19 protein-coding genes and 1 pseudogene are annotated in these 23490 nt (G+C 70.0%); all 20 read right to left on the bottom strand.

Features of this window, described 5'->3' with window-relative positions; genetic code table 11:
* Nucleotides 1–17 precede the first annotated feature (17 nt).
* Nucleotides 18–1472 carry a F0F1 ATP synthase subunit beta gene (gene atpD / locus QMZ92_RS18470; RefSeq protein WP_283298471.1) on the bottom strand — a complete coding sequence of 485 codons (1455 nt, stop codon included), beginning with the start codon at nucleotides 1470–1472 and terminating at the stop codon, nucleotides 18–20.
* Nucleotides 1472–2395 (bottom strand): F0F1 ATP synthase subunit gamma, encoded by a 924-nt coding sequence (locus QMZ92_RS18465; protein ID WP_283298470.1) that lies wholly within the window; start codon nucleotides 2393–2395, stop codon nucleotides 1472–1474. The genes atpD and QMZ92_RS18465 overlap by 1 nt, the downstream gene beginning before the upstream one ends.
* A gap of 20 nt (nucleotides 2396–2415) precedes the next feature.
* Complete coding sequence (gene atpA / locus QMZ92_RS18460) at nucleotides 2416–4014, bottom strand: F0F1 ATP synthase subunit alpha (RefSeq protein WP_283298469.1); 1599 nt, start codon at nucleotides 4012–4014, stop codon at nucleotides 2416–2418.
* Between the two features lie 146 nt (nucleotides 4015–4160).
* On the bottom strand, nucleotides 4161–4976 hold the full coding sequence (locus QMZ92_RS18455) for a F0F1 ATP synthase subunit delta (RefSeq protein WP_283298468.1): 816 nt from the start codon (nucleotides 4974–4976) through the stop codon (nucleotides 4161–4163).
* On the bottom strand, nucleotides 4973–5521 hold the full coding sequence (locus QMZ92_RS18450) for a F0F1 ATP synthase subunit B (RefSeq protein ID WP_017949947.1): 549 nt from the start codon (nucleotides 5519–5521) through the stop codon (nucleotides 4973–4975). The genes QMZ92_RS18455 and QMZ92_RS18450 overlap by 4 nt, the downstream gene beginning before the upstream one ends.
* Nucleotides 5522–5560: 39 nt before the next feature.
* Nucleotides 5561–5797, bottom strand: a complete 237-nt coding sequence (atpE, locus tag QMZ92_RS18445) for an ATP synthase F0 subunit C (RefSeq protein ID WP_017949948.1) — start codon at nucleotides 5795–5797, stop codon at nucleotides 5561–5563.
* A 79-nt stretch (nucleotides 5798–5876) separates the two neighbouring features.
* Complete coding sequence (gene atpB, locus QMZ92_RS18440; protein WP_502962087.1) at nucleotides 5877–6695, bottom strand: F0F1 ATP synthase subunit A; 819 nt, start codon at nucleotides 6693–6695, stop codon at nucleotides 5877–5879.
* A 226-nt stretch (nucleotides 6696–6921) separates the two neighbouring features.
* Nucleotides 6922–7359 carry a Cg1360 family ATP-synthase-associated protein gene (locus QMZ92_RS18435; RefSeq protein ID WP_138053102.1) on the bottom strand — a complete coding sequence of 146 codons (438 nt, stop codon included), beginning with the start codon at nucleotides 7357–7359 and terminating at the stop codon, nucleotides 6922–6924.
* A gap of 395 nt (nucleotides 7360–7754) precedes the next feature.
* Nucleotides 7755–9107 (bottom strand): MraY family glycosyltransferase, encoded by a 1353-nt coding sequence (locus QMZ92_RS18430; protein WP_283298467.1) that lies wholly within the window; start codon nucleotides 9105–9107, stop codon nucleotides 7755–7757.
* Nucleotides 9108–9220: 113 nt separating this feature from the next.
* The gene (gene glyA / locus QMZ92_RS18425; protein WP_283298466.1) at nucleotides 9221–10483 is read right to left on the bottom strand and encodes a serine hydroxymethyltransferase; all 1263 of its coding nucleotides are present in this window, start codon (nucleotides 10481–10483) and stop codon (nucleotides 9221–9223) included.
* Between the two features lie 507 nt (nucleotides 10484–10990).
* The gene (locus QMZ92_RS18420) at nucleotides 10991–11644 is read right to left on the bottom strand and encodes an arsenate reductase/protein-tyrosine-phosphatase family protein (RefSeq protein ID WP_283298465.1); all 654 of its coding nucleotides are present in this window, start codon (nucleotides 11642–11644) and stop codon (nucleotides 10991–10993) included.
* Nucleotides 11645–11672: 28 nt separating this feature from the next.
* Nucleotides 11673–12320: an L-threonylcarbamoyladenylate synthase gene (locus QMZ92_RS18415; protein ID WP_283298464.1), complete on the bottom strand. Its 648-nt coding sequence runs from the start codon at nucleotides 12318–12320 to the stop codon at nucleotides 11673–11675.
* Nucleotides 12321–12453: 133 nt separating this feature from the next.
* Entirely contained in the window at nucleotides 12454–13335 is an 882-nt protein-coding gene (prmC, locus tag QMZ92_RS18410; RefSeq protein ID WP_283298463.1) for a peptide chain release factor N(5)-glutamine methyltransferase, read from the bottom strand.
* Between the two features lie 43 nt (nucleotides 13336–13378).
* Nucleotides 13379–14452 (bottom strand): peptide chain release factor 1, encoded by a 1074-nt coding sequence (prfA, locus tag QMZ92_RS18405; protein WP_283298462.1) that lies wholly within the window; start codon nucleotides 14450–14452, stop codon nucleotides 13379–13381.
* Between the two features lie 105 nt (nucleotides 14453–14557).
* The gene (gene rpmE, locus QMZ92_RS18400; RefSeq protein ID WP_093662507.1) at nucleotides 14558–14782 is read right to left on the bottom strand and encodes a 50S ribosomal protein L31; all 225 of its coding nucleotides are present in this window, start codon (nucleotides 14780–14782) and stop codon (nucleotides 14558–14560) included.
* A 253-nt stretch (nucleotides 14783–15035) separates the two neighbouring features.
* Nucleotides 15036–16124, bottom strand: a complete 1089-nt coding sequence (locus QMZ92_RS18395; protein ID WP_283298461.1) for an LCP family protein — start codon at nucleotides 16122–16124, stop codon at nucleotides 15036–15038.
* A 359-nt stretch (nucleotides 16125–16483) separates the two neighbouring features.
* Nucleotides 16484–18241: a trypsin-like serine protease gene (locus QMZ92_RS18390; RefSeq protein ID WP_283298460.1), complete on the bottom strand. Its 1758-nt coding sequence runs from the start codon at nucleotides 18239–18241 to the stop codon at nucleotides 16484–16486.
* Nucleotides 18242–18551: 310 nt separating this feature from the next.
* Nucleotides 18552–20537, bottom strand: a complete 1986-nt coding sequence (rho, locus tag QMZ92_RS18385) for a transcription termination factor Rho (RefSeq protein ID WP_283298459.1) — start codon at nucleotides 20535–20537, stop codon at nucleotides 18552–18554.
* A 390-nt stretch (nucleotides 20538–20927) separates the two neighbouring features.
* Nucleotides 20928–21845 (bottom strand): homoserine kinase, encoded by a 918-nt coding sequence (gene thrB / locus QMZ92_RS18380; RefSeq protein WP_283298458.1) that lies wholly within the window; start codon nucleotides 21843–21845, stop codon nucleotides 20928–20930.
* 482 nt (nucleotides 21846–22327) lie between these two features.
* A pseudogene (thrC, locus tag QMZ92_RS18375) lies at nucleotides 22328–23486 on the bottom strand (threonine synthase).
* Between the last annotated feature and the right edge of the window lie 4 nt (nucleotides 23487–23490).

The following is a 23490-nucleotide window of genomic DNA, read 5'->3' as shown; positions in this document are numbered from 1 at the left end:
GTCATGAGTCGCGGGACTCAGGAGACGCCGAGCTCCTTGGCGTTCTTCTTGAGGTCCTCGAGACCACCGCACATGAAGAAGGCCTGCTCCGGGAAGTGGTCGAAGTCGCCGTCGCAGATCGCGTTGAACGCGGCGATCGACTCGTCCAGCGGGACGTCCGAACCGTCCACACCGGTGAACTGCTTCGCCGCGTGGGTGTTCTGGGACAGGAAGCGCTCGACACGACGGGCACGGTGGACGACCAGCTTGTCCTCCTCGCCCAGCTCGTCGATACCGAGGATCGCGATGATGTCCTGGAGGTCCTTGTACTTCTGCAGGATCCCCTTGACGCGCATGGCGGTCGTGTAGTGGTCCTGCGAGATGTAGCGCGGGTCCAGGATGCGGGACGTGGAGTCCAGCGGGTCCACCGCGGGGTAGATGCCCTTCTCGGAGATCGGACGGGAGAGAACCGTCGTCGCGTCGAGGTGGGCGAAGGTGGTCGCCGGCGCCGGGTCGGTCAGGTCGTCCGCGGGGACGTAGATCGCCTGCATCGAGGTGATCGAGTGACCGCGGGTCGAGGTGATGCGCTCCTGGAGGAGGCCCATCTCGTCCGCCAGGTTCGGCTGGTAACCCACCGCGGACGGCATACGGCCGAGCAGGGTGGACACCTCGGAACCCGCCTGGGTGAAGCGGAAGATGTTGTCGATGAAGAACAGCACGTCCTGCTTCTGCACATCGCGGAAGTACTCCGCCATGGTCAGACCGGCCAGGGCGACGCGCAGACGGGTGCCCGGGGGCTCGTCCATCTGGCCGAAGACCAGCGCGGTCTTGTCCAGAACGCCGGACTCTTCCATCTCGGCGATGAGGTCGTTGCCCTCACGGGTGCGCTCACCGACGCCGGCGAACACGGAAACACCCTCGTGCAGCTTCGCCACACGCATGATCATTTCCTGGATGAGGACGGTCTTGCCGACACCGGCACCACCGAACAGACCGATCTTTCCACCCTTGACGTACGGGGTGAGAAGGTCGACGACCTTCAGACCGGTCTCGAACATCTCGGTCTTCGACTCGAGGTCCTCGAACTTCGGGGCCTTGCGGTGGATCTCCCAGCGCTCGGACTCCTGGCCGTTCGCCTCGGGCTCGTTCAGCACCTCACCGAGGGTGTTGAACACCTTGCCCTTGGTGAAGTCGCCGACCGGGACGGTGATGCCCTTGCCCGTGTCGGTCACCGGGGCCTGGCGGACCAGGCCGTCGGTGGGCTGCATCGAGATGGTGCGGACGACACCCTCGCCGAGGTGCTGCGAGACCTCGAGTGTCAGGGTCTTGGTGGTACCCGGGTTCGCCGGGTCCGGCACCTCGACGTTCAGCGCGTTGTAGATCTCCGGCATCGCGTCGACGGGGAACTCCACGTCGACGACCGGGCCGATGACCCGCGCGACGCGGCCAGTGGCCACGCCAGCAGGAGCGGTCGGCTCAACAGTGGTGGTCATTAGTAGTCACTCCCCGCGGTCGCGTCGGCCAGGGCGCTCGCGCCACCGACGATCTCGCTGATTTCCTGGGTGATGTCGGCCTGGCGGGCCGCGTTGGCAAGTCGGGTGTACGTGTTGATCAGATCACCCGCGTTGTCGGTCGCCGACTTCATCGCCTTGCGGCGGGACGCGTGCTCGGAAGCCGCGGCCTGCAGCAGGGCGTTGTAGATCCGGCTCTCGACGTACCGCGGAAGCAGTGCGTCGAGGACGTCCTCCGCCGACGGCTCGAAGTCGAACAGCGGAAGCAGTTCGTCCTTCCTGCCGCCCTCGGCCTCCGCCTTCGCCTCGTCGAGGCTGAGCGGCAGCAGCCGACCGTCGATCGGCGTCTGCGTCAGCATCGAGACGAACTCGGTGAAGACGATGTGGAGCTCGTCCACGCCGCCCTCGGCCGTCTCCTTCTCGATCGCCTCGATCAGCGGCGCCGCGATGTCCTTGGCGTTGGAGTACGAAGGGTTGTCGGTGAAGCCCGTCCACGAGTCCGCGATCTTCATCTCACGGAAGCCGTAGTAGGCCACGCCCTTGCGGCCGACGATGTAGGTGTCGACCTCCTTGCCCTCGCCGCGGAGCCGCTCGGTCAGCCGGGCGGCCGTCTTGATCGCGTTCGAGGAGTAGCCGCCGGCCAGACCGCGGTCGCTCGTGAGGAGCAGGACAGCGGCACGGGCCGGGGACTCCGCCTCCGTGGTCAGCGGGTGCTTCGTGTTCGAGCCGGTCGCCACCGCCGTGACCGCGCGGGTCAGCTCGGTCGCGTACGGCGTGGAGGCCGCCACCTTGCGCTGCGCCTTGACGATGCGCGAGGCGGAGATCATCTCCATCGCCTTGGTGATCTTCTTCGTCGCGGTGACCGACTTGATACGACGCTTGTAGACCCGGAGCTGGGCTCCCATGAGTCAGGTCCCTTCCGTCGTCACTTCGAGACGTTGACGGTCGCCGGGGCGTCCTCGCCGAGCAGCTTGCCGTCGGAGGTCTCGAACTGCTTCTTGAAGTCGGCGATCGCCTCGGCGAGCTTCTCCAGCAGGTCGTCGGACATCTTGCCGCCCTCACGGATGGAGGTCATCAGCGTCTTGTGCTCGCGGTGCAGGAACTCGAGCAGCTCGGACTCGAAGCGGCGGATGTCCTCGACCGGGACGTCGTCCATCTTGCCGGTGGTGCCGGCCCAGATGGAGACGACCTGGTTCTCCGTCGGGTACGGGGCGTACTGCGGCTGCTTCAGCAGCTCGACCATGCGCTTACCGCGCTCCAGGGCGGCCTTCGAGGCGGCGTCCAGGTCGGAACCGAAGGCGGCGAACGCCTCCAGCTCGCGGTACTGGGCCAGGTCGACACGGAGTCGGCCGGAGACCTGCTTCATGGCCTTGTGCTGGGCGGAGCCACCGACGCGGGAGACCGAGATACCGACGTTCAGGGCCGGGCGCTGACCGGCGTTGAACAGGTCGGACTCCAGGAAGCACTGGCCGTCGGTGATGGAGATGACGTTGGTCGGGATGAACGCCGAGACGTCGTTGGCCTTGGTCTCGACGATCGGCAGACCGGTCATCGAGCCGGCGCCCATGTCGTCGGACAGCTTGGCGCAGCGCTCCAGCAGACGGGAGTGCAGGTAGAAGACGTCACCCGGGTAGGCCTCACGGCCCGGCGGGCGGCGCAGCAGCAGCGACACCGCGCGGTAGGCGTCGGCCTGCTTCGACAGGTCGTCGAAGACGATGAGGACGTGCTTGCCCTCGTACATCCAGTGCTGGCCGATGGCCGAACCGGTGTACGGCGCCAGGTACTTGAAGCCGGCCGGGTCGGACGCCGGGGCGGCGACGATCGTCGTGTACTCGAGGGCACCGGCCTCCTCCAGCGCGCCGCGCACGGACGCGATGGTGGAGCCCTTCTGGCCGACGGCGACGTAGATGCAGCGGACCTGCTTCTTCGGGTCGCCGGAGCGCCAGTTGTCGCGCTGGTTGATGATCGTGTCGACGGCCAGGGCGGTCTTGCCGGTCTGGCGGTCGCCGATGATCAGCTGCCGCTGGCCGCGGCCGACCGGGGTCATCGCGTCGACGGCCTTGTAGCCCGTCTCCATGGGCTCGTGGACCGACTTTCGCTGCATGACCGTCGGGGCCTGCAGCTCGAGGGCGCGGCGGCCCGAGGTCTCGATCTCGCCGAGGCCGTCGATCGGGTTGCCGAGCGGGTCGACAACGCGGCCGAGGTAGCCCTCGCCGACGGCGACGGACAGGACCTCGCCGGTGCGCTGGACCGGCTGGCCCTCCTCGATGCCGCTGAACTCACCGAGGACGATGGCACCGATCTCGCGGTCCTCGAGGTTGAGGGCGAGGCCGAGGGTGCCGTCCTCGAACTTCAGCAGTTCGTTGGCCATCGTCGAGGGAAGACCCTCGACCTTCGCGATGCCGTCGCCGGCAAGGCTGACCGTACCGACCTCCTCGCGCGAGGCCGCGTCCGGCTTGTACGACTGGACAAAGTTCTCCAGCGCGTCCCGGATCTCCTCCGGCCGGATCGTGAGCTCCGCCATCTGGGTTCCCTGCTCTCCTTGTTGGGCCCGAAGTTTCTTTGGGGGTCTGGGGCTGTGTCCATGACGGCTCGCGCCGCGGGACCCCCAGGAATCCTCTGCGGCCCAACCGGGCCGCTCTAGCAATTCTTGTTTGACTTGGTGGCCGGTCAGCCCGCGAGACGGCGCTGCGCCTCGGCGATGCGGTCCAGGACCGTCCCGTCGATCAGCTCGTCGCCGACCCGCACCGAGATCCCGCCGAGGACCTCGGGGTCCACGTCCAGGTTCAGGTGCATCTCGCGGCCGTACACGTTCGCCAGTACGGCTCCGAGGCGCTGCTTCTGCCGGTCGGACAGCGGTACCGCGGAGGTGACCACGGCGACCGTCCGGTTCCGGCGTCCGGCGGCGAGCTTGGAGAGGGACTCGAGTCCCGCTTCCAGGCTACGTCCACGCGGGGCCGTGACGAGACGGGCCACGAGCCGCTCGGTGCCGGCCTTGGCCTTGCCTCCGAGGAGGCTGCGGACCAGCTGCGACTTGGCGGCCGCCGTGGCGGTCCGGTCGGTCAGCGCGGCGCGCAGTTCCGGGTTGGAGGAGACGATCCGGCCGAACCGGAACAGCTCGTCCTCCACGTCGTCCAGGGCGCCGGCCTTCTGCGCGGCCGTGAGCTCGGCGATGGCCGCCAGCTCCTCGAGCGCGTCCACCAGGTCGCGGGACTGCGACCAGCGGGAACGGACCATGCCGGAGACCAGGTCGACGGCCTCGCCGCCCACCTGACCGCTCAGCAGTCGCGCGGCCAGCTCGACCTTGCCCTCACCGGGCTGCGCCGGGTCGGTCAGGACCCGACGCAGCGACACCTCGCGGTCGAGCAGCGCGGTAACGGCGACCAGCTCCTCGGCGAGCTTCGCCGCGTCGACCGACGTGCTGTCGGTCAGCGCGTCGAGACGCTCGCGTGCGGCGGCCAGTGCCTCGCGGCTCGCTCCGTTCATCGGGCAGCCTCGGCCTTCTCCTCGAGCTCGTCGAGGAAGCGGTCGATGACGCGGCTCTGGCGGGCGTGGTCCTCGAGGGACTCACCGACCAGCTTGCCGGCCAGGTCGGTGGCGAGCTTGCCCACGTCCTGGCGCAGCGCGGACGCCGCGGCCTTGCGGTCGGCCTCGATCTGGGCGTGACCGGCGGCGACGATCTCCTCACGCTGCCGCTGGCCTTCCGCGCGCATCTCGGCGATGATCGCGGCGCCCTGCTCCGTGGCCTCCTGGCGCAGACGCGCGGCCTCGTGACGGGCCTCGGCGAGCTGAGCGCGGTACTGCTCGAGCACGCTCTGGGCCTCGACCTGGGCCGCCTCGGCCTTCTCCATGCCGCCTTCGATGGCCTCGCGGCGCTCTTCCAGAACCCTGTTGATGTTCGGGAGGAGCTTCTTGGCGAGGAAGAAGAAGACGATGGCGAAGGCGATCGTGCCGACGAGCAGCTCGGGGCCCGGGGGAAGGAGCGGGCTCTGCTCCTCCCCGGCCGCCAGCTGAACGAGGTTGGCGATCACATCAATGCCTTTCGTCGAGAAGTGTCAGGTAGCTGAGAATTAGCGACCGAACACGAACGGCATAACGATGCCGATGAGGGCGAGCGCCTCACAGAAGGCGAAGCCGAGGATCTGGTTGGCACGGATCAGGCCGGCAGCCTCGGGCTGACGGGCCAGAGCCTGGGTGCCGTTACCGAAGACGATGCCGACGCCGATACCGGGGCCGATGGCGGCGAGGCCGTAGCCGATGGAGCCGAGCGAACCGGTGACAGCGGCGAGGGTCTCAGTGGCAGCCATGCTGATTCTTCCTTTTCATTCACGGACCGGTGGGGGTTGGCCACCGGACGTTCGGGGGGTGGTGCGGGCGAGGTACGACTCAGTGGTGCTCGGCGAGAGCGCCCTGAATGTAGGAGCAGGCCAGCAGGACGAAGACGTATGCCTGGACGGCCTGGACGAAGAGCTCGAAGACGATCATGGCCATCGTCATCGCGAAGGAGACGCCGGCGGCCGGGATCATGTAGCTGTTCAGCAGGTACCAGGAGGCGACGGTGAACATCACCAGCATCAGGTGACCGGCGAACATGTTCGCGAAGAGCCGGACCGCGTGCGTGAACGGGCGGACCAGCAGGTTCGAGAACAGCTCGATGAACGAGACCAGCCACTTGATGGGGCCGAGCGACGGGTCGTATCCCGTGATGTTCTTCCAGCCGCCGATGAAGCCGTGACGCTTGAAGGTCAGCGACACCCAGATCACGTAGACGAGCACCGCGAGGACGACCGGGTACGCGATGATCGACGACACCGGGAACTGGGCCAGCGGGATCACGGACCAGATGTTCATGATCCACACGAAGAAGAAGATCGAGACCATCAGCGGGACGTACTTCTCGCCCTCCCGCTTCCCGAGGGTCTCGTAGACGATCCCGCGACGCACGAAGTCGTAGCCGGCCTCGCCGATCATCTGCAGCTTGCCCGGGACCACCTTGGCCCTACCGAAGGCCACCCAGAAGAAACTGACGACGACGAGCGTGGTGAGCAGCGCGAGCAGCATCACCTTGTTGAACTCGAAGCCGCCGACGGTGGCGATCGGCTGGAAGAGGAAGGAGTGCAGGCCCGGTGCCGGAAAGCCACAGCCGTTGTCGGCCATGATGCGGCAGCTCCAGTCAAAGGCGAGCGTGGTCTGTTCAGCACTCACCGCGGGCTCCTTCGGCGTGACGCATGGGTTCGGCAACCTCGTTGTGTCGGCGCGGCGCGCAGCCGCGAGTCGGCACCGGACTGGTGTTTCGGATGTGGGGGCGGCGGTCAGGCATCGAGGCCTCGCGATCGAGCAGGCGTCAGCTCAGATGCCCGCGCCCGCAGTGCCGCAGTTGGCACCGGACGATAGCAGTTTCTCGAACGCGCACTTATCCCGGCCCTACCCGTCACGTCGACGGCCCCGTCTTCTCGCCCTTGCGGGGATCCGACGGCTCCGGTTCGACGTAGAGGATCTTGGCCTTCATGTGGGCACGGGCCTGTGCGGCCACCCAGACGAGCGTCGACGCGACGATGGAGGCCGCGAACGTCCTGGGGTTGAACAGCGTGGTGTCCTTGAAGGCGGCGACGAAGATGAACAACACGAGCAACTGGGTCGTGTAGAGCATCAGGCCCATCGCCTGGAACAGCTGCGGGAGGTGCTTCGCCGTCCTCTGCAGGACGACGATCCCGATCCCCATGAAGACGATGACCACCAGGGTGCCGACGACCGCGCCGAGGGCCCCCTTGCCGCCGGCGAGCACACCGCTGACGATCGCGGCGATCACGCCGACGGCAGCGGTGGGCACGACGGTCTGCAGGAGGGTCCGGACGTCGTTGGACGGCATGGCGGCGGCTCCGCGGGGTGGTGGGGGCACTGGTGTCGTCAAGGACGAGCGTAGATCCGGTCCGAGGTGGGTCTCGGGCACCGAGGAGACCGTCGCACTGCGGCCTCCCGGCTCTGTCTCCGGTTCTCGTGAACCGTATCACAAACTATTTGAATAGGTCTTTACCCGCTGGTGTGCCAACTCTCACACATGAGAGTGAGGCCGCGCGTGTGTGCATGACGGTAGACCACTTTGTCTGGTAATGGCCTTGAATGTGCCTGGCTACCGGCATCCCGCGACACGTGGAGCGCGAGAACCGTGGACCCGCAGGCGCAAGGAGGAGCCGCCCCGGTCCGCCATCGGCACACTCCGTTCGTCACATTGTGTGGCCGATCGCACCACGCGTCTGTTGACGGCTACTTCCTCGCCGCCGTGAACCGCGAGCGCGCCCCGATCGCCGTCGCACCGTTGATACCCGCGGGCACCGGGATGCGCTGCTCGTCGGGGTCCACGGCGGCCGCGTCGGCGGGGTCGGTGGGGTCCGGTGCCGTGGCGGCCGGGAGACCCGGTGCCGTGGGCGGCGCCGGCGCCACGGGGCGCGGACGGCGGCGGTAGCGCGGCGGGACGAAGGACTCCGCCCAGCGCGGCGCCCGCGGGGTGAAGCGCGGCAGCAGCAGGAGCACCAGACCCACGAAGCTCAGCACCACGATCGCGAAGACGATCCACATCGAGGCGCTGTGCACCGAGTACAGGACCACGCCGAACGCGATCAGGGCCGACCAGAAGTACATGATCAGCACCGCGCGGCTGTGCGAGTGCCCGATCTCCAGCAGCCGGTGGTGGAGATGGCCGCGGTCGGCGGCGAAGGGCGACTTGCCCTTCCAGGTCCGGCGGACGATCGCCAGCAGCAGGTCAGCCACGGGGATCGCGATGATCGTCAGCGGCAGCAGCAGCGGGATGAAGACGGGCAGTGCCGCGTGGGTGGCCTGCCGGGTGCTTCCCTCGAACAGCTTCAGCGCGTCCGGATCCACCTGGCCGGTGACCGAGATCGCGGACGCGGCCAGGACCAGGCCGATCAGCATCGACCCCGAATCGCCCATGAAGATCCGCGCCGGATGCATGTTGTGCGGCAGGAAGCCCAGGCACATGCCCATCAGGACGGAGGCGAACAGCGTCGCCGGAGCCGCGGCCTCGATCCCGTAGCCGAACCAGATCCGGTACGCGTACAGGAAGAACGCCGCGGACGCGATGCACACCATGCCCGCGGCCAGGCCGTCCAGGCCGTCCACGAAGTTCACCGCGTTGATCGTGATGACGACCAGCGCGACCGTCAGCAGCGTGCCCTGCCACTGGGTCAGGGAGACCGTCCCGACGCCCGGGATCGGCAGCCACAGGATCGTCAGACCCTGCATCACCATCACACCCGCGGCGATCATCTGGCCGCCGAGCTTGATCAGGGCGTCGATCTCGAACTTGTCGTCCAGCACACCGATCAGCCAGATCAGCGCGGCGCCGGAGAGCAGCGCACGCGGTTCGTTGGACAGCTCGAACACGCTGTTGAGATTGCTCAGATGGTCGGCGACGAGAAGGCCGGCGCACAGGCCGAAGAACATGGCGATGCCGCCGAGCCGCGGCGTCGGTTCGCGGTGGACGTCGCGGGCCCGGATCTCCGGCATCGCTCCGGTCGCGATGGCGAACTTCCGCACCGGTCCGGTCAGAAGGTAGGTCACCGCAGCCGTGACACAGAGCGTCAGCAGGTAATCACGCACGGGCTGCCCCAGAGGAATCGCTGGCCATCTCAGCCCCACACCCTAGCTTCGTTGGCCACATGCTTGAGGACATACGAGCGGCCCGGACGGTTGCAGGGCCCTCGCTTCTACCCTCAATACGGCGGAAATCTCCCGACCAGTTCCCGCACTTCTTCGCGAACGCGGTGGATCTCCTCGCCTTCCGCCCGCAGCGCCGTGGTGAAGAGCACGGCGATCCTCGCCATCTCGGCCTCGCCCATGCCCTGGGTGGTGACGGCCGCGGTGCCGAGGCGGATGCCGCGGCCGTCGCCGTACGGCAGCGCACAGGTGTCGAGCACCATCCCGGCGGCGGTGAGCCGGCCGCGCGCCGTGCGGCCGTCCACACCCAGCGGCGCCGGGTCCGCGGTGATCAGATGGGTGTCCGTGCCGCCGGTGGTGACCGCGAAGCCCTCCGCCTCCAGCCCTTCCGCCAGGACCCTGGCGTTGGCCACGACGTGGTGGGCGTAGCCGGCGAACCCCGGGGTGGCCGCCTCGCCGAAAGCCACGGCCTTGGCGGCGATCGTGTGCATCTGGGCACCGCCCTGGGTGAAGGGGAACACCGCCCGGTCGATCCGCTCCGCCAGATGGCTGCCGCAGAGGATCATCCCGCCGCGCGGACCGCGCAGCACCTTGTGCGTCGTGGCGCACACGACGTCCGCGTACGGGACCGGGCTGGGGGCCGCTCCCCCGGCGATCAGGCCCATCGGATGCGCCGCGTCGGCGATGAGGTACGCACCCACCTCGTCGGCGATCTCCCGGAACACGGCGTAGTCGGGGTGCCGGGGGTAGGAGATCGAGCCGCAGACGATCGCCTTCGGCCGGTGCTCACGGGCGAGCCTGAGGATGTGCTCGTGGTCGAGCAGGCCCGACTCCGCGTCGACTCCGTACGGCACGAACGTGAACCAGCGGCCGGAGAAGTTGGCCGGTGAGCCGTGTGTGAGGTGCCCGCCGAAGGCCAGGCCCATCGCGAGGACGGTGTCCCCCGGCCGCAGCAGCGCCGCGTACGCCGCGAGGACGGCCGAGGAGCCGGAGTGGGGCTGCACGTTGGCGTGGTCGGCGCCGAAGAGGGCGGTGGCGCGGTCGATGGCGATCCGCTCGGCGGCGTCGACGAACTCACAGCCGCCGTGGTGGCGCGCCCCGGGATAGCCCTCGGCGTACTTGTTGGCGAGCGGGGAGCCCAGCGCCGCGAGGACCGCGGGCGAGGTGAAGTTCTCCGCGGCGATCAGCTGGAGGCTGTCGGCCTGCCGGGCCATCTCACCGAGTACGACCTCGGCGATCTCGGGGTCCTGGCGGCGCAGGACGTCGAGGTCGGCGGGCGTGGCAGGAGTGCGGGCGGGTGCGGGGGTACTGACCGGCATCGTGGTCTCCCGGCCTCACGTTGGGGTGTACGGCCCCTCCAATGTAGGCCCGGGCGGACATGGCCGCCCGGTGTCCGGCGGCCTGGATCCGCCCCGCTCGGCCGTCCGGCCCTCGCCACCGCCCACCGGCCCCGCGGCTGCCTGTCCGGTGACCGGCCGCCGCCCGGCGGCAGGGACGTGCGGCGTTCGGCGCGCCGCCGCGTACGCCGACCGGGACGACCGGGGACGAGGGGCGACCACGCCGGGACGTCGTGGGGTCCGGCGCTCCGGACCGGGTGCGCGCGGGGACGGGGCACCGGGATGGGTCCGGAGGCGTGAGCGTCGGCCACCGGCCGAAACGCCCCGGCACGGGACAGGGGCCGGCCGGCCCACCCGTGGGCGGTGCGACGAGACCGCGGACAGGGTGACGGGGACGTCAGGCGGATACGACAGGACCGCGCGCACCCCGGCAAGCACCTCAGGCGCATACGACGAGAGCGTGGGAAGCGCCCGCCCCGCCGCAGTCCCTCAGCGGCGGGCTGCCGGGACGCCCGTCAACGCCGTCAGCACGGGGTCGAGCGCCTGGTGGATCTCGTCGCCGATGGAGCGGAAGAAGGTGATGGGCCCCCCGTACGGGTCGTAGACCTCGTCCGCCTCCGCGCTCGGCGCCAGCAGCCAGCCGCGCAGTGCCGCGGCCGCCCGCACCAGGGCCCGGGCCCGCTCGACGACACCGTCGTGGTCGGGGTCCGGCAGGGTCGCCGGGTCTATCGCCCGGACGAGCCGGGTGAACTCCTTCAGTGTGAACGTGCGCAGGCCCGCGGAATGGCCCATGGAGATGACCTGCGCACGGTGGTCGCGGGTGGCGGTGAGCACCAGGTCCGCCCGGATGACGTGCTCGTCGAGCAGCTCGCGCCCCGTGAAGCCGCTGGGGTCCGCGCCGAAGTCGGTGAGGACCGTCGCGGCGTTCGCCTCCATGGGTGCGCCCTCGTGGCCCCAGGTACCCGCGCTCTCCACGAGCAGCCCTCCGGCGAGGGGGTCGCGCAGCCGGTGGCTCAGGGCATGCCGCGTCAGCCGCTCGGTGATCGGCGAGCGGCAGACGTTGCCAGTGCTGACGTGGAGGATCCGGAATGTGCCGCTGACGGCGGCCGTACCTTCTATGCCACGCCCCTCAGGGACGGTCACTGTGCCGGCCCCCGGCTGTTCGCTCCGGTCACGGCGCCACCTCGAGGTCGGGTACGACCTTGCGGAGCTCGTCCGCCTCCAGGGCGCCCGCGCGCAGCAGGACCGGCACCTTGCCCGTGACGTCGACGATCGAGGACGGCACGTTGCCGGGCGTCGGGCCGCCGTCGAGGTAGACGGAGACCGAGTCGCCGAGCATGTCCTGCGCGGCGTCGCAGGTCTCGGGTGCCGGATGTCCCGTCAGGTTCGCGGACGACACGGCCATGGGGCCGACCTCGGTGAGCAGTTCGATGGCGACCGGGTGCAGCGGCATACGGATGGCGACGGTGCCGCGGGTGTCCCCGAGGTCCCACTGGAGCGACGGCTGGTGCCGGGCGACGAGCGTCAGCGCACCGGGCCAGAAGGCGTCGACGAGCTCCCACGCCTGCTCGGAGAAGTCGGTGACCAGACCGTGGAGCGTGTTCGGGGAGCCGATGAGGACCGGGGTGGGCATGTTGCGGCCGCGTCCCTTGGCCGCCAGCAGGTCGGCGACGGCCTCGGAGCCGAAGGCGTCCGCGCCGATGCCGTAGACGGTGTCGGTGGGCAGCACGACGAGCTCGCCGCGGCGGACGGCCGAGGCCGCTTCGCGCAGGCCGGTGGTGCGGTCCGTCGCGTCGTTGCAGTCGTATCGCCGAGCCATCAGCGGGCCTCCTCGTTTTCGGTCACTCGGTTCTTCCCCCGGCCGCCGGCCGGGGGGACCCCCACCGAGCCGCTCGGGCGGGCGTCGACGGCCGGTCGTGCGCGGTCCCGGGCCGGCCGGGACCTTCGCGCGCTCACGGCAGCGCCTTGCGGGCCGTCGCGAAGCGCGGTCGGTTGTTCAGGTCGGGGTGGTCGGCCGCGTCCGCCCAGCCCGCCTCCTCGTTGAAGATCCAGGGCACCTGGCCGCCCTGGGTGTCGGCGTGCTCGACGACGACGAGACCGCCCGGGCGCAGCAGCCGATGCGCGGTGCGCTCGATGCCGCGGATGGTGTCGAGGCCGTCCTCACCGGAGAAGAGGGCCATCTGGGGGTCGTGGTCACGCGCCTCGGGCGCCACGTACTCCCACTCGGTGAGGGGGATGTACGGCGGGTTGGAGATGACGAGGTCGACCTGGCCGTCGAGCTCGGGGAGGGCGGCGAGGGCGTCACCGTGGTGGACGGTGACCCGGGAGCCCTCGGCGTTCTTCCGGGTCCAGCCGATCGCGTCGTCGGACAGTTCCACGGCGTGCACGCGCGAGCGCGGCACCTCCTGGGCGATGGCCAGCGCGATGGCGCCCGAGCCGGAGCACAGGTCGACGACGAGCGGCTCCACGACGTCCATGGCGCGCACCGCGTCTATGGCCCAGCCGACGACCGACTCGGTCTCGGGCCGCGGCACGAAGACGCCTGGGCCCACCTGGAGCTCCAGATAGCGGAAGAAGGCGCGCCCGGTGATGTGCTGCAGCGGCTCGCGGGCCTCGCGGCGCGCGACGGCCTCCCAGTAGCGGGCGTCGAAGTCCGCGTCCTTGACCATATGCAGTTCGCCGCGCTTCACGCCGTGGACGAACGCGGCGAGCTCCTCCGCGTCGAAGCGCGGTGAGGGCACGCCGGCGTCGGCCAGCCGCTGGGTGGCCTGGGCCACCTCGGCAAGCAGCAAGGAGCGGGGGTACCGGGGTCGTCCCCCGGGGAGCGACTGCACGCTGGTCCTCCGGGCTGGGCGGGGCTGTTCGGGGTGTCGCGGACTACGCCGCGGCGAGCTTCGCGGCGGAGTCGGCGTCGACGCAGGCCTGGATCACGGCGTCCAGTTCTCCGTCGAGCACCTGGTCCAAGTTGTACGCCTTGAAGCCGACGCGGTGGTCCGAGATGCGGTTTTCCGGGAAGTTGTACGTACGGATCTTCTCGGAGCGGTCGACCGTGCGGACCTGGCTGCGTCGGGCGTCCGCCGCCTCCTGCTCGGCAGCCTCCTGGGCCGCCGCGAGAAGCCTGGAGCGCAGGATACGCATGGCCTGCTCCTTGTTCTGGAGCTGGCTCTTCTCGTTCTGGCAGGAGGCGACGACTCCGGTCGGGATGTGCGTGATGCGCACGGCCGAGTCCGTGGTGTTGACGGACTGGCCGCCGGGGCCGGAGGAGCGGTAGACGTCGATGCGCAGATCGTTGGGGTTGATCTCCACGTCGATCTCCTCGGCCTCGGGGGTCACGAGGACGCCGGCGGCGGAGGTGTGGATCCGGCCCTGGGACTCGGTCGCGGGGACCCGCTGCACCCGGTGCACCCCGCCCTCGTACTTCAGGCGCGCCCAGACTCCCTGGCCGGGCTCCGGCGTCGCGTTGCCCTTGAGCTTCACGGCGACCTGGACGTCCTTGTAGCCGCCGAGCTCGGACTCGGTGGCGTCGATGATCTCGGTCTTCCAGCCGACGCGCTCGGCGTAGCGGAGGTACATCCGCAGCAGGTCGCCGGCGAACAGCGCGGACTCGTCACCGCCCGCGCCCGCCTTGATCTCCAGGATGACGTCCTTGTCGTCACTGGGGTCGCGGGGCACCAGCAGCAGCCGCAGCTTCTCTGTGAGCTCTTCGCGCTGCTTCTCCAGCTCCTTCACCTCGGCGGCGAAGTCCGGGTCGTCCGCGGCGAGTTCACGGGCCGTCTCGATGTCGTCCCCGGTCTGCTTCCAGGAGCGGTAGGTGCCGACGATCGGGGTCAGTTCGGCGTACCGCTTGTTGAGCTTGCGCGCGTTCGCCTGGTCGGCGTGGACCGAAGGGTCGGCGAGCTGCTTCTCGAGGCCGGCGTGCTCGCCGACCAGTTCCTCGACCGCTTCGAACATCGAAGGCTCCTGGTTCTCGTACGGCTGGGTGGCTGCGGGAGAGACGGCAAAGCGCCGGTCCCGGCCGCCCGCGCAGGGGCAGCCGAAGACCGGCGCAGTGGCTCGCTACTTCTTGGCGGAGCCGGCAGCCTTGCCGAAGCGGGCCTCGAAGCGGGCCACACGGCCACCGGTGTCGAGGATCTTCTGCTTGCCCGTGTAGAACGGGTGGCACTCGGAGCAGACCTCGGCGCGGATGTTGCCGCCCTGGATCGTGCTACGGGTCGTGAACGACGCGCCGCAGGTGCAGCTCACCTGGGTCTCGACGTACTCGGGGTGGATGTCGCGCTTCAAGGGTTTCTCCTAGGTTCGGGAGGGCGCCGGGTCGCACGCGCGGGATGCGCGGACGTGAACCGGGGCCGACGTACCAGTCTGCCAGGACCGGCCGCATCTCCCAAAACCGGGGGTCGCCGCCGGATATTCCCGGCCGTCCCGGCCTGCCGGGTCCCGCCCGGGGCCGGCTCGGCCGTGGTCCCGGTCCGCTGCGGAGCCCGGTCGCGGGTTGCCGGGCCGGGCTGCGGCTCGCGCCCCTGGCCGGTCCGACCGGCTACTTCACGATGCCCTTGGCCTGCCCGTCCGCGGTGCCCTCGGTGGCGGAGGCGGGGATGGGCAGATCGTTGCGCAGCGCCGTCCAGACCTGCTCGCCCTGCTTCTCCAGGGGCACGACGCGGTTCGGGTCCCGCTTGTCGTAGTCCACCGGCATGGTGATCATCTGGATGTCGGCGGGCCCGAGGCCCTTGAGGCCGTTGGCGAAGCCGATGAGCTCCTGGACGGAGTCGAGCCCGGAGTCGGGGGTGATCGCCTTGGTGGCGGTGTCGGCGAGGTCGTACAGCTTCTTCGGGTTGCTGAACACACCGATGTCCTTGACCTGCTGGATCAGCGCCTTGATGAAGGCCTGCTGCAGCTGGATCCGGCCGAGGTCGCTGCCGTTGCCGACGGCCTTGCGGGTGCGCACCAGCCCGAGGGCCTGCTCCCCGCTGAGCGTGTGTGTGCCGGGTTCGAGGTCGAGGTGGCTACTGGAGTCCCTGATCGCCTCGGTGGTGGTGACGTCCACGCCGCCGAGTTCGTCCACGAGCTTCTTGAAGCCGGTGAAGTCGACCTCCACGTAGTGGTCCATGCGGATGCCGGAGATCTTCTCGACGGTCTTCACCGCACAGGCCGGGCCGCCGACCTCGTACGCCGTGTTGAACATGGCGCGGCTCTCGCCGGGAACGCCGTCGCCCCGGCTGTCGGTGCAGCTGGGCCGGTCGATCAGGGTGTCGCGGGGCACGGACACGACGGCGGCCTTCCTGTGGCCCTCGTACACGTGCACGATCATCGCCGTGTCGGAGCGGGCGCCGCCCTCGTCCCTGCCGTACTCGCCGTTCGCACCGGCGCGGGAGTCGGAACCGAGGACGAGGATGTCCATGGAGCCGTTGTCGACGTCGTCCGGGCGGTCGGTGCCGAGCTGGCCGCTGATGTCGACGCCCTGGATGTTGCCGTCGAGCTTCAGGTAGACCCAGCCGAGCCCCGATCCCCCGACGAGCACGAGCCCTGCCGCGGACCATGCGGCGAGCGTCGCGGCCCGGCGCCGCACGGTGGGCGGCTTACGGCGACTGCCCGTACCGCGTATTCGGCCCTTGCTCTGGTCCGCCATGGCTCCCCAAGTCCTCGTAGGTCCCGTTACCCCCGGCCACGGTCTTCAGGCACGGTTTCATCCACCCTGTCAAGCTTTGTTACTCCACCTGTGAGACCGGCGAGTGGCAAGAAGGGTTGCACGCGCCCCTAAGAGGTCCATGAGAAACGCATGGAGAAACGCATGGAGAAGGGCCTGTGCGCACCGAGGGTGAGTCGGTACGCACAGGCCCTTGGTGACCTGCGGTGACGCTCCGGCCTGCGGCGGGGGCCGAGGGCCCCGTTCGCCGTGGACCGCCGCCGGGGCGTGTGGTGGACGTCCCATCACGCCCCGGCGGCTTCCGCCGGTTCTGTCCAGGTTCGCACCCCTGGCGGGCGGGGTCAGCCGAACAGGTTGTACGCCTGCCAGCCGCTGCCCATCGCGACGCGGGCGTTGAAGCGGCCGTTGCCCTTGCCCGGGTAGAGCCAGAGCTTGCCCGCGGTGTCGCGGGTCAGGACGTCGGCATGGCCGTCGCTGTTGACGTCGCCGGTGGTGACGATGGCGTTCATGGCGCCGAAGGCGCCGACCAGGAAGGGGGTCGCGAACGGCCGGGCAGCGACACCGGTGCCCTTGTAGAGGTAGGTCTTGCCGTCGCTCTTGCGGGCGAAGACGTCGGGCTTGCCGTCGGCGGTGAAGTCACCGTGGCCGCGGACCATCGTGAAGGCGCCCCAGCCCGAGCCGATCCTGATGGGCGCGGCGAAGCCGCCGTTGCCCCTGCCGGGGTAGACGCGAAGGGTGCCGGTGGAGTCGACCGCGAGCATGTCGGGCAGCTCGTCGCCGGTGACGTCGCCGGGGGCGACGATGTGCTTGTGCTTGCTCCAGCCCTTGGCCACGAGCTTGGACGCCCAGTCGCCCTCGGTGCCTCCGGGGCCGGGCACGTAGTGGTCCCAGTACACGTCGCCGTTGCCGACGCGGTACAGCAGGTCCTGGTTGTCGTCCCGGTCCAGGTCGGTCTGGACCAGCAGGTTGACGCCGCGGAAGTTGCCCAGGTTGTGGGTACGGGTGAGGCTCGTCACCTTGGAGTGCCAGCTGAACAGGGAGTTGTCCGAGGCACGGCGGGCGAGCAGGTCCGCGGTGTGGTCACCGCTCCAGTTGGCGTCGTCGACGCGTGACTGGATCGGCGCGGAGTACGTGGCCGCCTTGGCGTACACGCCGTACTTGCCTGCGGCCGAGCAGTCCTCGTCGCCCCAGGAGACGATGCCGGCGAGCTTGCCGCCGACGACCAGCGGGCCGCCGGAGTCGCCGTTGCAGGTGGTCTCGCTGGTGGCGTCCTCGCCGGTGGGCGCGGCGCCGGCGCAGACCATGTGGCCCTTGATGAAGCCGTCGGGGTACGCGGCGGCGCACGAGGCGTCGGAGACGATGTCGGCGTCGGCGACCTTCAGCGTCTGCGAGGAGCTGTTGGGGTTGGTGGAGCTGGTGCGGCCCCAGCCGTACACCTTGCCGTCGCGGCCGGCCTGGTACAGCGCGGAGTCGGTCGGCTGCGCGAGCGGCAGCGTCTTGACCGTGGACGGCACCGGCGAGGTCAGCGTCAGCACGGCCACGTCGTTGTCGACCGTGTACGGGCTGTACTGCGGGTGGTGCCACTGGCGGTAGGCGCCGAGCAGGGTGCCGCCGTGGAGGTCCAGGGAGCCGTCGGTCTTCTGGGTCGGCGTCCGGTCGGTGCCGACGACGACCGTGCCGTCCCGGTACCACTTGATGCCCTTGACGCAGTGCGCCGCGGTGGCGACCTTGGTCGGGGCGATCACGACGCCGCCGCAGAAGTAGCTGCCCTCGGCGTCGGAGAAGTAGAGCTGCGCCATCCAGGGCGCGGTGGAGATGGTGGTCGTGGAACCACCGATGATGCGGGCGCTCGGTGCGCTGCGGGTGCCCTCGGCGGCGGAGTCGGGCTGCTCGATGAGGGACCGCTCGTTCTCGGCGTCGGCCTTCATGGCCGCCACCACGCGTCCTCGCAGCTCGCCCTGCGACGGCTGCGCGGGCTTCTGCGGCTCGGCGGTGATCTGCGGTGTCTCACCGGCCTCGGCCGACCCGGAGCCGGTGATCGCGATGCCGGCGCCGGTCAGCGCGACGATGGCGGCGACAGCAGGTACCGCGAGTCTCATGCGGCGCTTGTGCCGGCCACCGCGGGTGCGTATCTGCACTCGGTAACCCCTTGGGTAGACCCGGCAGAGCGCGACCGCCCCACCGGAGAAATCTCTGGTGACAGTGGGGCACAGCTGGCTTAGTGGGCAGCACGCGTCAGGAGGCCCCCCGGCCTCGGCTGGTGCCGCGCAGTGGATCCCCCCCACCCGGATCCGCCGATGATACGCGTGTCAACTGACGGTTGACCAGTGGACGGTGGGGCTCCGGCGAGACGAGACCGCCCCGTCACCTTCGGGGTGACGGGGCGGTCCGGTTGCCGATGACGTGACGTCAGTCGCCGTTGCCCGGCGCGGGCGTCGTCTTCTGGATCTGCAGCAGGAACTCGGCGTTCGACTTCGTCTGCTTCATCTTGTCGAGCAGCAGCTCGATCGCCTGCTGCTGGTCGAGCGCGTGCAGCACCCGGCGAAGCTTCCAGACGATGGCGAGCTCCTCGCCGCTGAGCAGGATCTCCTCCTTGCGGGTGCCGGACGCGTCGACGTCCACCGCGGGGAAGATGCGCTTGTCGGCGAGCTTCCGGTCGAGCTTGAGCTCCATGTTGCCGGTGCCCTTGAACTCCTCGAAGATCACCTCGTCCATGCGCGAGCCGGTGTCGACCAGCGCGGTGGCCAGGATGGTCAGCGAGCCGCCGTCCTCGATGTTGCGCGCGGCGCCGAAGAAGCGCTTCGGCGGGTAGAGCGCGGTCGAGTCGACACCACCGGACAGGATGCGGCCGGAGGCCGGGGCCGCCAGGTTGTACGCACGGCCCAGCCGGGTGATGGAGTCCAGCAGGACGACCACGTCGTGGCCCAGCTCGACGAGGCGCTTGGCGCGCTCGATGGCCAGTTCGGCGACCGTGGTGTGGTCCTCGGCCGGGCGGTCGAAGGTCGAGGAGATGACCTCGCCCTTGACCGACCGCTGCATGTCGGTGACCTCTTCCGGACGCTCGTCGACGAGGACGACCATCAGGTGGCACTCGGGGTTGTTGTGGGTGATCGCGTTGGCGACCGCCTGCATGATCATGGTCTTGCCGGTCTTCGGCGGGGCCACGATCAGACCGCGCTGGCCCTTGCCGATCGGCGACACGAGGTCGATGATCCGCGTGGTCAGCACGCCCGGGTCGGTCTCCAGGCGGAGCCGGTCCTGGGGGTAGAGCGGGGTCAGCTTGTTGAACTCCGGGCGGCCGCGGCCGGATTCGGGCGCCATGCCGTTGACGGAGTCCAGACGGACCAGCGCGTTGAACTTCTCGCGGCGCTCGCCCTCCTTGGGCTGCCGGACCGCGCCGGTGACGTGGTCGCCCTTGCGCAGGCCGTTCTTGCGGACCTGGGCGAGGGACACGTACACGTCGTTCGGGCCGGGCAGGTAGCCGGAGGTCCGGATGAACGCGTAGTTGTCCAGGATGTCGAGGATGCCCGCGACGGGGATCAGCACGTCGTCCTCGGCGAGCTGCGGCTCACCGCCGAACTCCTCGCGGCCTCGACGGCCACGGCGGTCGCGGTACCGGCCGCGGCGCCCGCGCCGGCCGCCCTGCTCGTCGTCGAAGTCGTCCTGCGGGCCGCCGCCCTGCCGCTGCTGCTGGCCGCCCTGCTGCTGACGCTGGCCGCCGCCCTGCTGGTCGTCGCCCTTGCCGCCGCGGCGGTCGCGCTGACGGTCACGGCGGTCGCCGCGCTCACCGCGGTCGCGCCGGCCGTCGCCGCGCCGGCCCTCGGCGGTCTCGGTGGCCGCCTCGGCCTTGGCCTCCGGCTGTCCCTCGGTCCTGGTCTCGGAACGGACCTCGGTCTTGAGGTCGCCCTTCGCCTCGCCCTTGGCAGCGTCGCCCTCCGGGCTGCCCGCGGGAGCAGTGGCCCGGCGGCGACGGCGCTCGCCCGCCGGGGCGTCGTCGCTGGCCGGCTGACCGGGGATGTCGATCTGCTGCTGGGCGGCGGGAGACTCGGCCTTCGGCTCGGCGGCGGCCTCACCCGTACGGGCCTTGGAGGCGGCGCGGCGCTTCGGCTTCGTCTCGGCTGCGCCGCCGCTCGCCTCGGAGCCCTTCGCGGGGGCTCCTCCGGCGGCCTGCGCCTCCTTGATGACCTCGATCAGCTGGCTCTTGCGCATCCGCGCGGTGCCCCTGATCCCGAGGCCCGAAGCGACCTGCTGGAGCTCGGCCAGGACCATGCCCTCGAGGCCGGTGCCGGAACGGCGGCGCCGGGAGGTGGTGCCAGTGGCAGCACCTGCGGCGGGCGCGGCGGTGTCGACACTGTTGTCGGCAGTCACGCCCATCAGATCGGTGGTGTCGCTCACGAAGGGTCCTTCCCTGGAGCGGACGTCGGCCTTCTGGCTCGGCGACCGGTTGTGCTGTCCGGCGCGGTCTTCGATCTTTCTGATCGCGGACCGGAACCGGGGCGGTGGTCCGCCGGGGTACGGCGGAGGAATGTACGTGCAAGGTCCGGCCCGAGTTCCCCCTGCTCGGCCCTCTCTTCGGGAAAAGCGAGGGGTGTCGTGCCGGTTCCGGAGCGTGCTCGAAACTGCTCAGGCAGGCTGCTCAGGCAGTTGGGGAGGCTCCCGGAAGAATGGTGGTCCCGGAAAGGGACACGAAGCACGGCGCCACAAGATTGTGGGCTGCGTACTTGAGGTTAACACTACCGGCTCCAACAAACATTCCCCCTCTCCGTCACCGGCAATCCCGTGTCGCTACGAAGCGAGCGGGAGAACGCTGGCTCCCGCGGCGTCGAGGGCGAGCCTGTTCGCCGCCCAGCCCTCGCCCGCCAGCCGTGCGACCTTGTCGGCCGCACCCTCCTCGGCCAGCGCGAGCACGGTGGGGCCCGCACCGGAGATGACCGCGGGGACGCCGTCGGCGCGCAGTCGGTTCACCAGGTCCACGCTCTGCGGCATCGCTGGGGCACGGTACTCCTGGTGGAGGCGGTCCTCGGTGGCGGGAAGCAGCAGCTCGGGGCGCCTGGTGAGGGCCTCGACGAGCAGCGCGGCCCGGCCCGCGTTGACGGCGGCGTCCACATGCGGGACCGTGCGCGGCAGCAGCCCGCGGGCGGTCTCGGTGAGCACCGGCCTGCTCGGCACGAAAACCACCGGAACGATGGATTCGGATGGGTCCATCCTGATCGCACGGGCCGCGCCGGCGTCGGTCCAGGCGAGGGTGAACCCGCCGAGGAGGCAGGCGGCGACGTTGTCGGGGTGACCCTCGATCTCGGTGGCGAGCTCCAGCAGAGCCGCGTCGTCGAGCCTGGTGTCGCCGCCTATGGTCACCGCCCGGGCGGCCACGATGCCCGCGCAGATGGCGGCCGAGGAGGAACCGAGCCCGCGACCGTGCGGAATGCGGTTCGCGCAGACGACCTCCAGACCGCGGGGCTGCCCGCCGAGCAGGTCGAAGGCCGTGCGCAGCGAGCGGACGAGGAGATGGCTCTCGTCGCGCGGCAGCGTCTCGGCCCCCTCGCCGGCGATGTCGATGTGCAGCCCGGTGTCGGCGACACGGACGACGACGTCGTCGTACAGGCCCAGCGACAGGCCGAAGGCGTCGAAGCCCGGTCCGAGGTTGGCGCTGGTGGCGGGCACGCGCACTCGGACGGCGGCGGCACGGAACGCGGGACCGGCCATCGATCGACGACACTCCTTGGGTTCTGATCGGCGCTGATCTCGATGATCTGTGTGATCGGGTCTGATCGGCGTGATGATGACGTGAAGATGGGAAGACCCACGGGCCGGTGACGGCAGCGACCGCGGCATATGCGGCGGCGGGGTTGCGTACAGCCTATCCAAGGAAGGTTCCTTGGCGACATAGGGCGCACAGGAGGCGCACGATGCGTGTCGCACTCCCCTGTGTGCCTCATCGGGGCATGCTGGGCGACTTGCCGTCTACGCGCGCCACGCTCGCGAGACGCGGCCCGGCGCACGGGAACCCTCTCGAGGGCGCCCGCGTCCCCGCGGCACCGCCACCGGTGGCGGGCACGCGAGCCGGTGGCGGGCACGGTCGCACCCACTCGTGCGGCCGCTCCCGCGCACGGCACGACGCCTCCCCGGCACGCTCCGCAGCCCCGGGACCGGTGCCGACAGCACCGGACACCCCGGACGGGAACGTCTCAGACGAGCCCGAGCTGCCGCGCCGCCGCGGCCGCGTCCACCGGGACCGTGAGCGGCTGGGGCGCTCCGGCGACCGCCCAGTCGGGGTCCTTCAGGCCGTTGCCCGTGACCGTGCAGACGATCCGCTGGCCGGCGTCCACCTTGCCCTCCTCGGCGGCCTTGAGCAGACCGGCCACCGACGCGGCCGAGGCGGGCTCCACGAAGACGCCCTCGCGCGAGGCCAACAGCTTGTAGGCGCGGAGAATCTGACGATCGGTCACCTCGTCGATGAAACCACCCGACTCCTCCTTGGCCGCCAGCGCGAACTCCCAGGACGCGGGATTGCCGATCCGGATGGCGGTCGCGATCGTCGACGGGTCCTTGACGACCTCGCCGCGCACGATGGGCGCGGAACCGGACGCCTGGAAGCCCCACATACGGGGGGTACGGGCCGACATCCCGTCCGCCGCGTACTCCTTGTAGCCCCTCCAGTACGCCGTGATGTTGCCGGCGTTGCCGACGGGCAGCACATGGACGTCCGGCGCGTCGCCGAGCGCGTCGACGATCTCGAAGGCCGCGGTCTTCTGGCCCTCGATCCGGACCGGGTTCACCGAATTGACCAGCGCCACGGGGTAGTTCTCGGACAGACTCCGGGCCAGCACCAGACAGTCGTCGAAGTTGCCGTCGACCTGCAGGATCTTCGCCCCGTGGACCAGCGCCTGCCCCAGCTTGCCCATCGCGATCTTGCCCTGCGGGATCAGCACGGCGGACACCATTCCGGCACGGCCCCCGTAGGCCGCCGCGGACGCCGAGGTGTTTCCGGTGGAGGCGCAGATGACGGCCTTCGCACCCTCCTCCTTGGCCCTGGTGATCGCCATCGTCATCCCGCGGTCCTTGAAGGACCCGGTCGGGTTTGCGCCCTCGACCTTGAGATATACGTCACACCCGGTGGCCTCGGAGAGGGACTGCGCGANTCCCGCGGTCCTTGAAGGACCCGGTCGGGTTTGCGCCCTCGACCTTGAGATATACGTCACACCCGGTGGCCTCGGAGAGGGACTGCGCGAAGACGAGCGGCGTGCCGCCCTCGCCGAGCGTGACGACCGGCGTCGCGTCCGTCACAGGAAGCCGGTCGCGGTACTCCTCGATGATGCCGCGCCACTGATGTGTGCGAGTGCTCATGGGC

It is taken from the genome of Streptomyces sp. HNM0645, assembly GCF_030056615.1.
In the GTDB taxonomy this organism is placed as follows: domain Bacteria; phylum Actinomycetota; class Actinomycetes; order Streptomycetales; family Streptomycetaceae; genus Streptomyces; species Streptomyces marianii.
Note: the sequence above shows the minus strand (reverse complement) of the source record. Positions and strands in the feature narration are given on the sequence as shown.

Bases quoted from the DNA above. Each gene is read 5' to 3' on its own strand.
- atpD (WP_283298471.1), bottom strand. From the start codon at position 1,472: ATGACCACCACTGTTGAGCCGACCGCTCCTGCTGGCGTGGCCACTGGC.
- QMZ92_RS18465 (WP_283298470.1), bottom strand. From the start codon at position 2,395: ATGGGAGCCCAGCTCCGGGTCTACAAGCGTCGTATCAAGTCGGTCACC.
- atpA (WP_283298469.1), bottom strand. From the start codon at position 4,014: ATGGCGGAGCTCACGATCCGGCCGGAGGAGATCCGGGACGCGCTGGAG.
- QMZ92_RS18455 (WP_283298468.1), bottom strand. From the start codon at position 4,976: ATGAACGGAGCGAGCCGCGAGGCACTGGCCGCCGCACGCGAGCGTCTC.
- atpE (WP_017949948.1), bottom strand. From the start codon at position 5,797: ATGGCTGCCACTGAGACCCTCGCCGCTGTCACCGGTTCGCTCGGCTCC.
- QMZ92_RS18435 (WP_138053102.1), bottom strand. From the start codon at position 7,359: ATGCCGTCCAACGACGTCCGGACCCTCCTGCAGACCGTCGTGCCCACC.
- glyA (WP_283298466.1), bottom strand. From the start codon at position 10,483: ATGCCGGTCAGTACCCCCGCACCCGCCCGCACTCCTGCCACGCCCGCC.
- QMZ92_RS18415 (WP_283298464.1), bottom strand. From the start codon at position 12,320: ATGGCTCGGCGATACGACTGCAACGACGCGACGGACCGCACCACCGGC.
- prfA (WP_283298462.1), bottom strand. From the start codon at position 14,452: ATGTTCGAAGCGGTCGAGGAACTGGTCGGCGAGCACGCCGGCCTCGAG.
- QMZ92_RS18395 (WP_283298461.1), bottom strand. From the start codon at position 16,124: ATGGCGGACCAGAGCAAGGGCCGAATACGCGGTACGGGCAGTCGCCGT.
- QMZ92_RS18390 (WP_283298460.1), bottom strand. From the start codon at position 18,241: ATGAGACTCGCGGTACCTGCTGTCGCCGCCATCGTCGCGCTGACCGGC.
- thrB (WP_283298458.1), bottom strand. From the start codon at position 21,845: ATGGCCGGTCCCGCGTTCCGTGCCGCCGCCGTCCGAGTGCGCGTGCCC.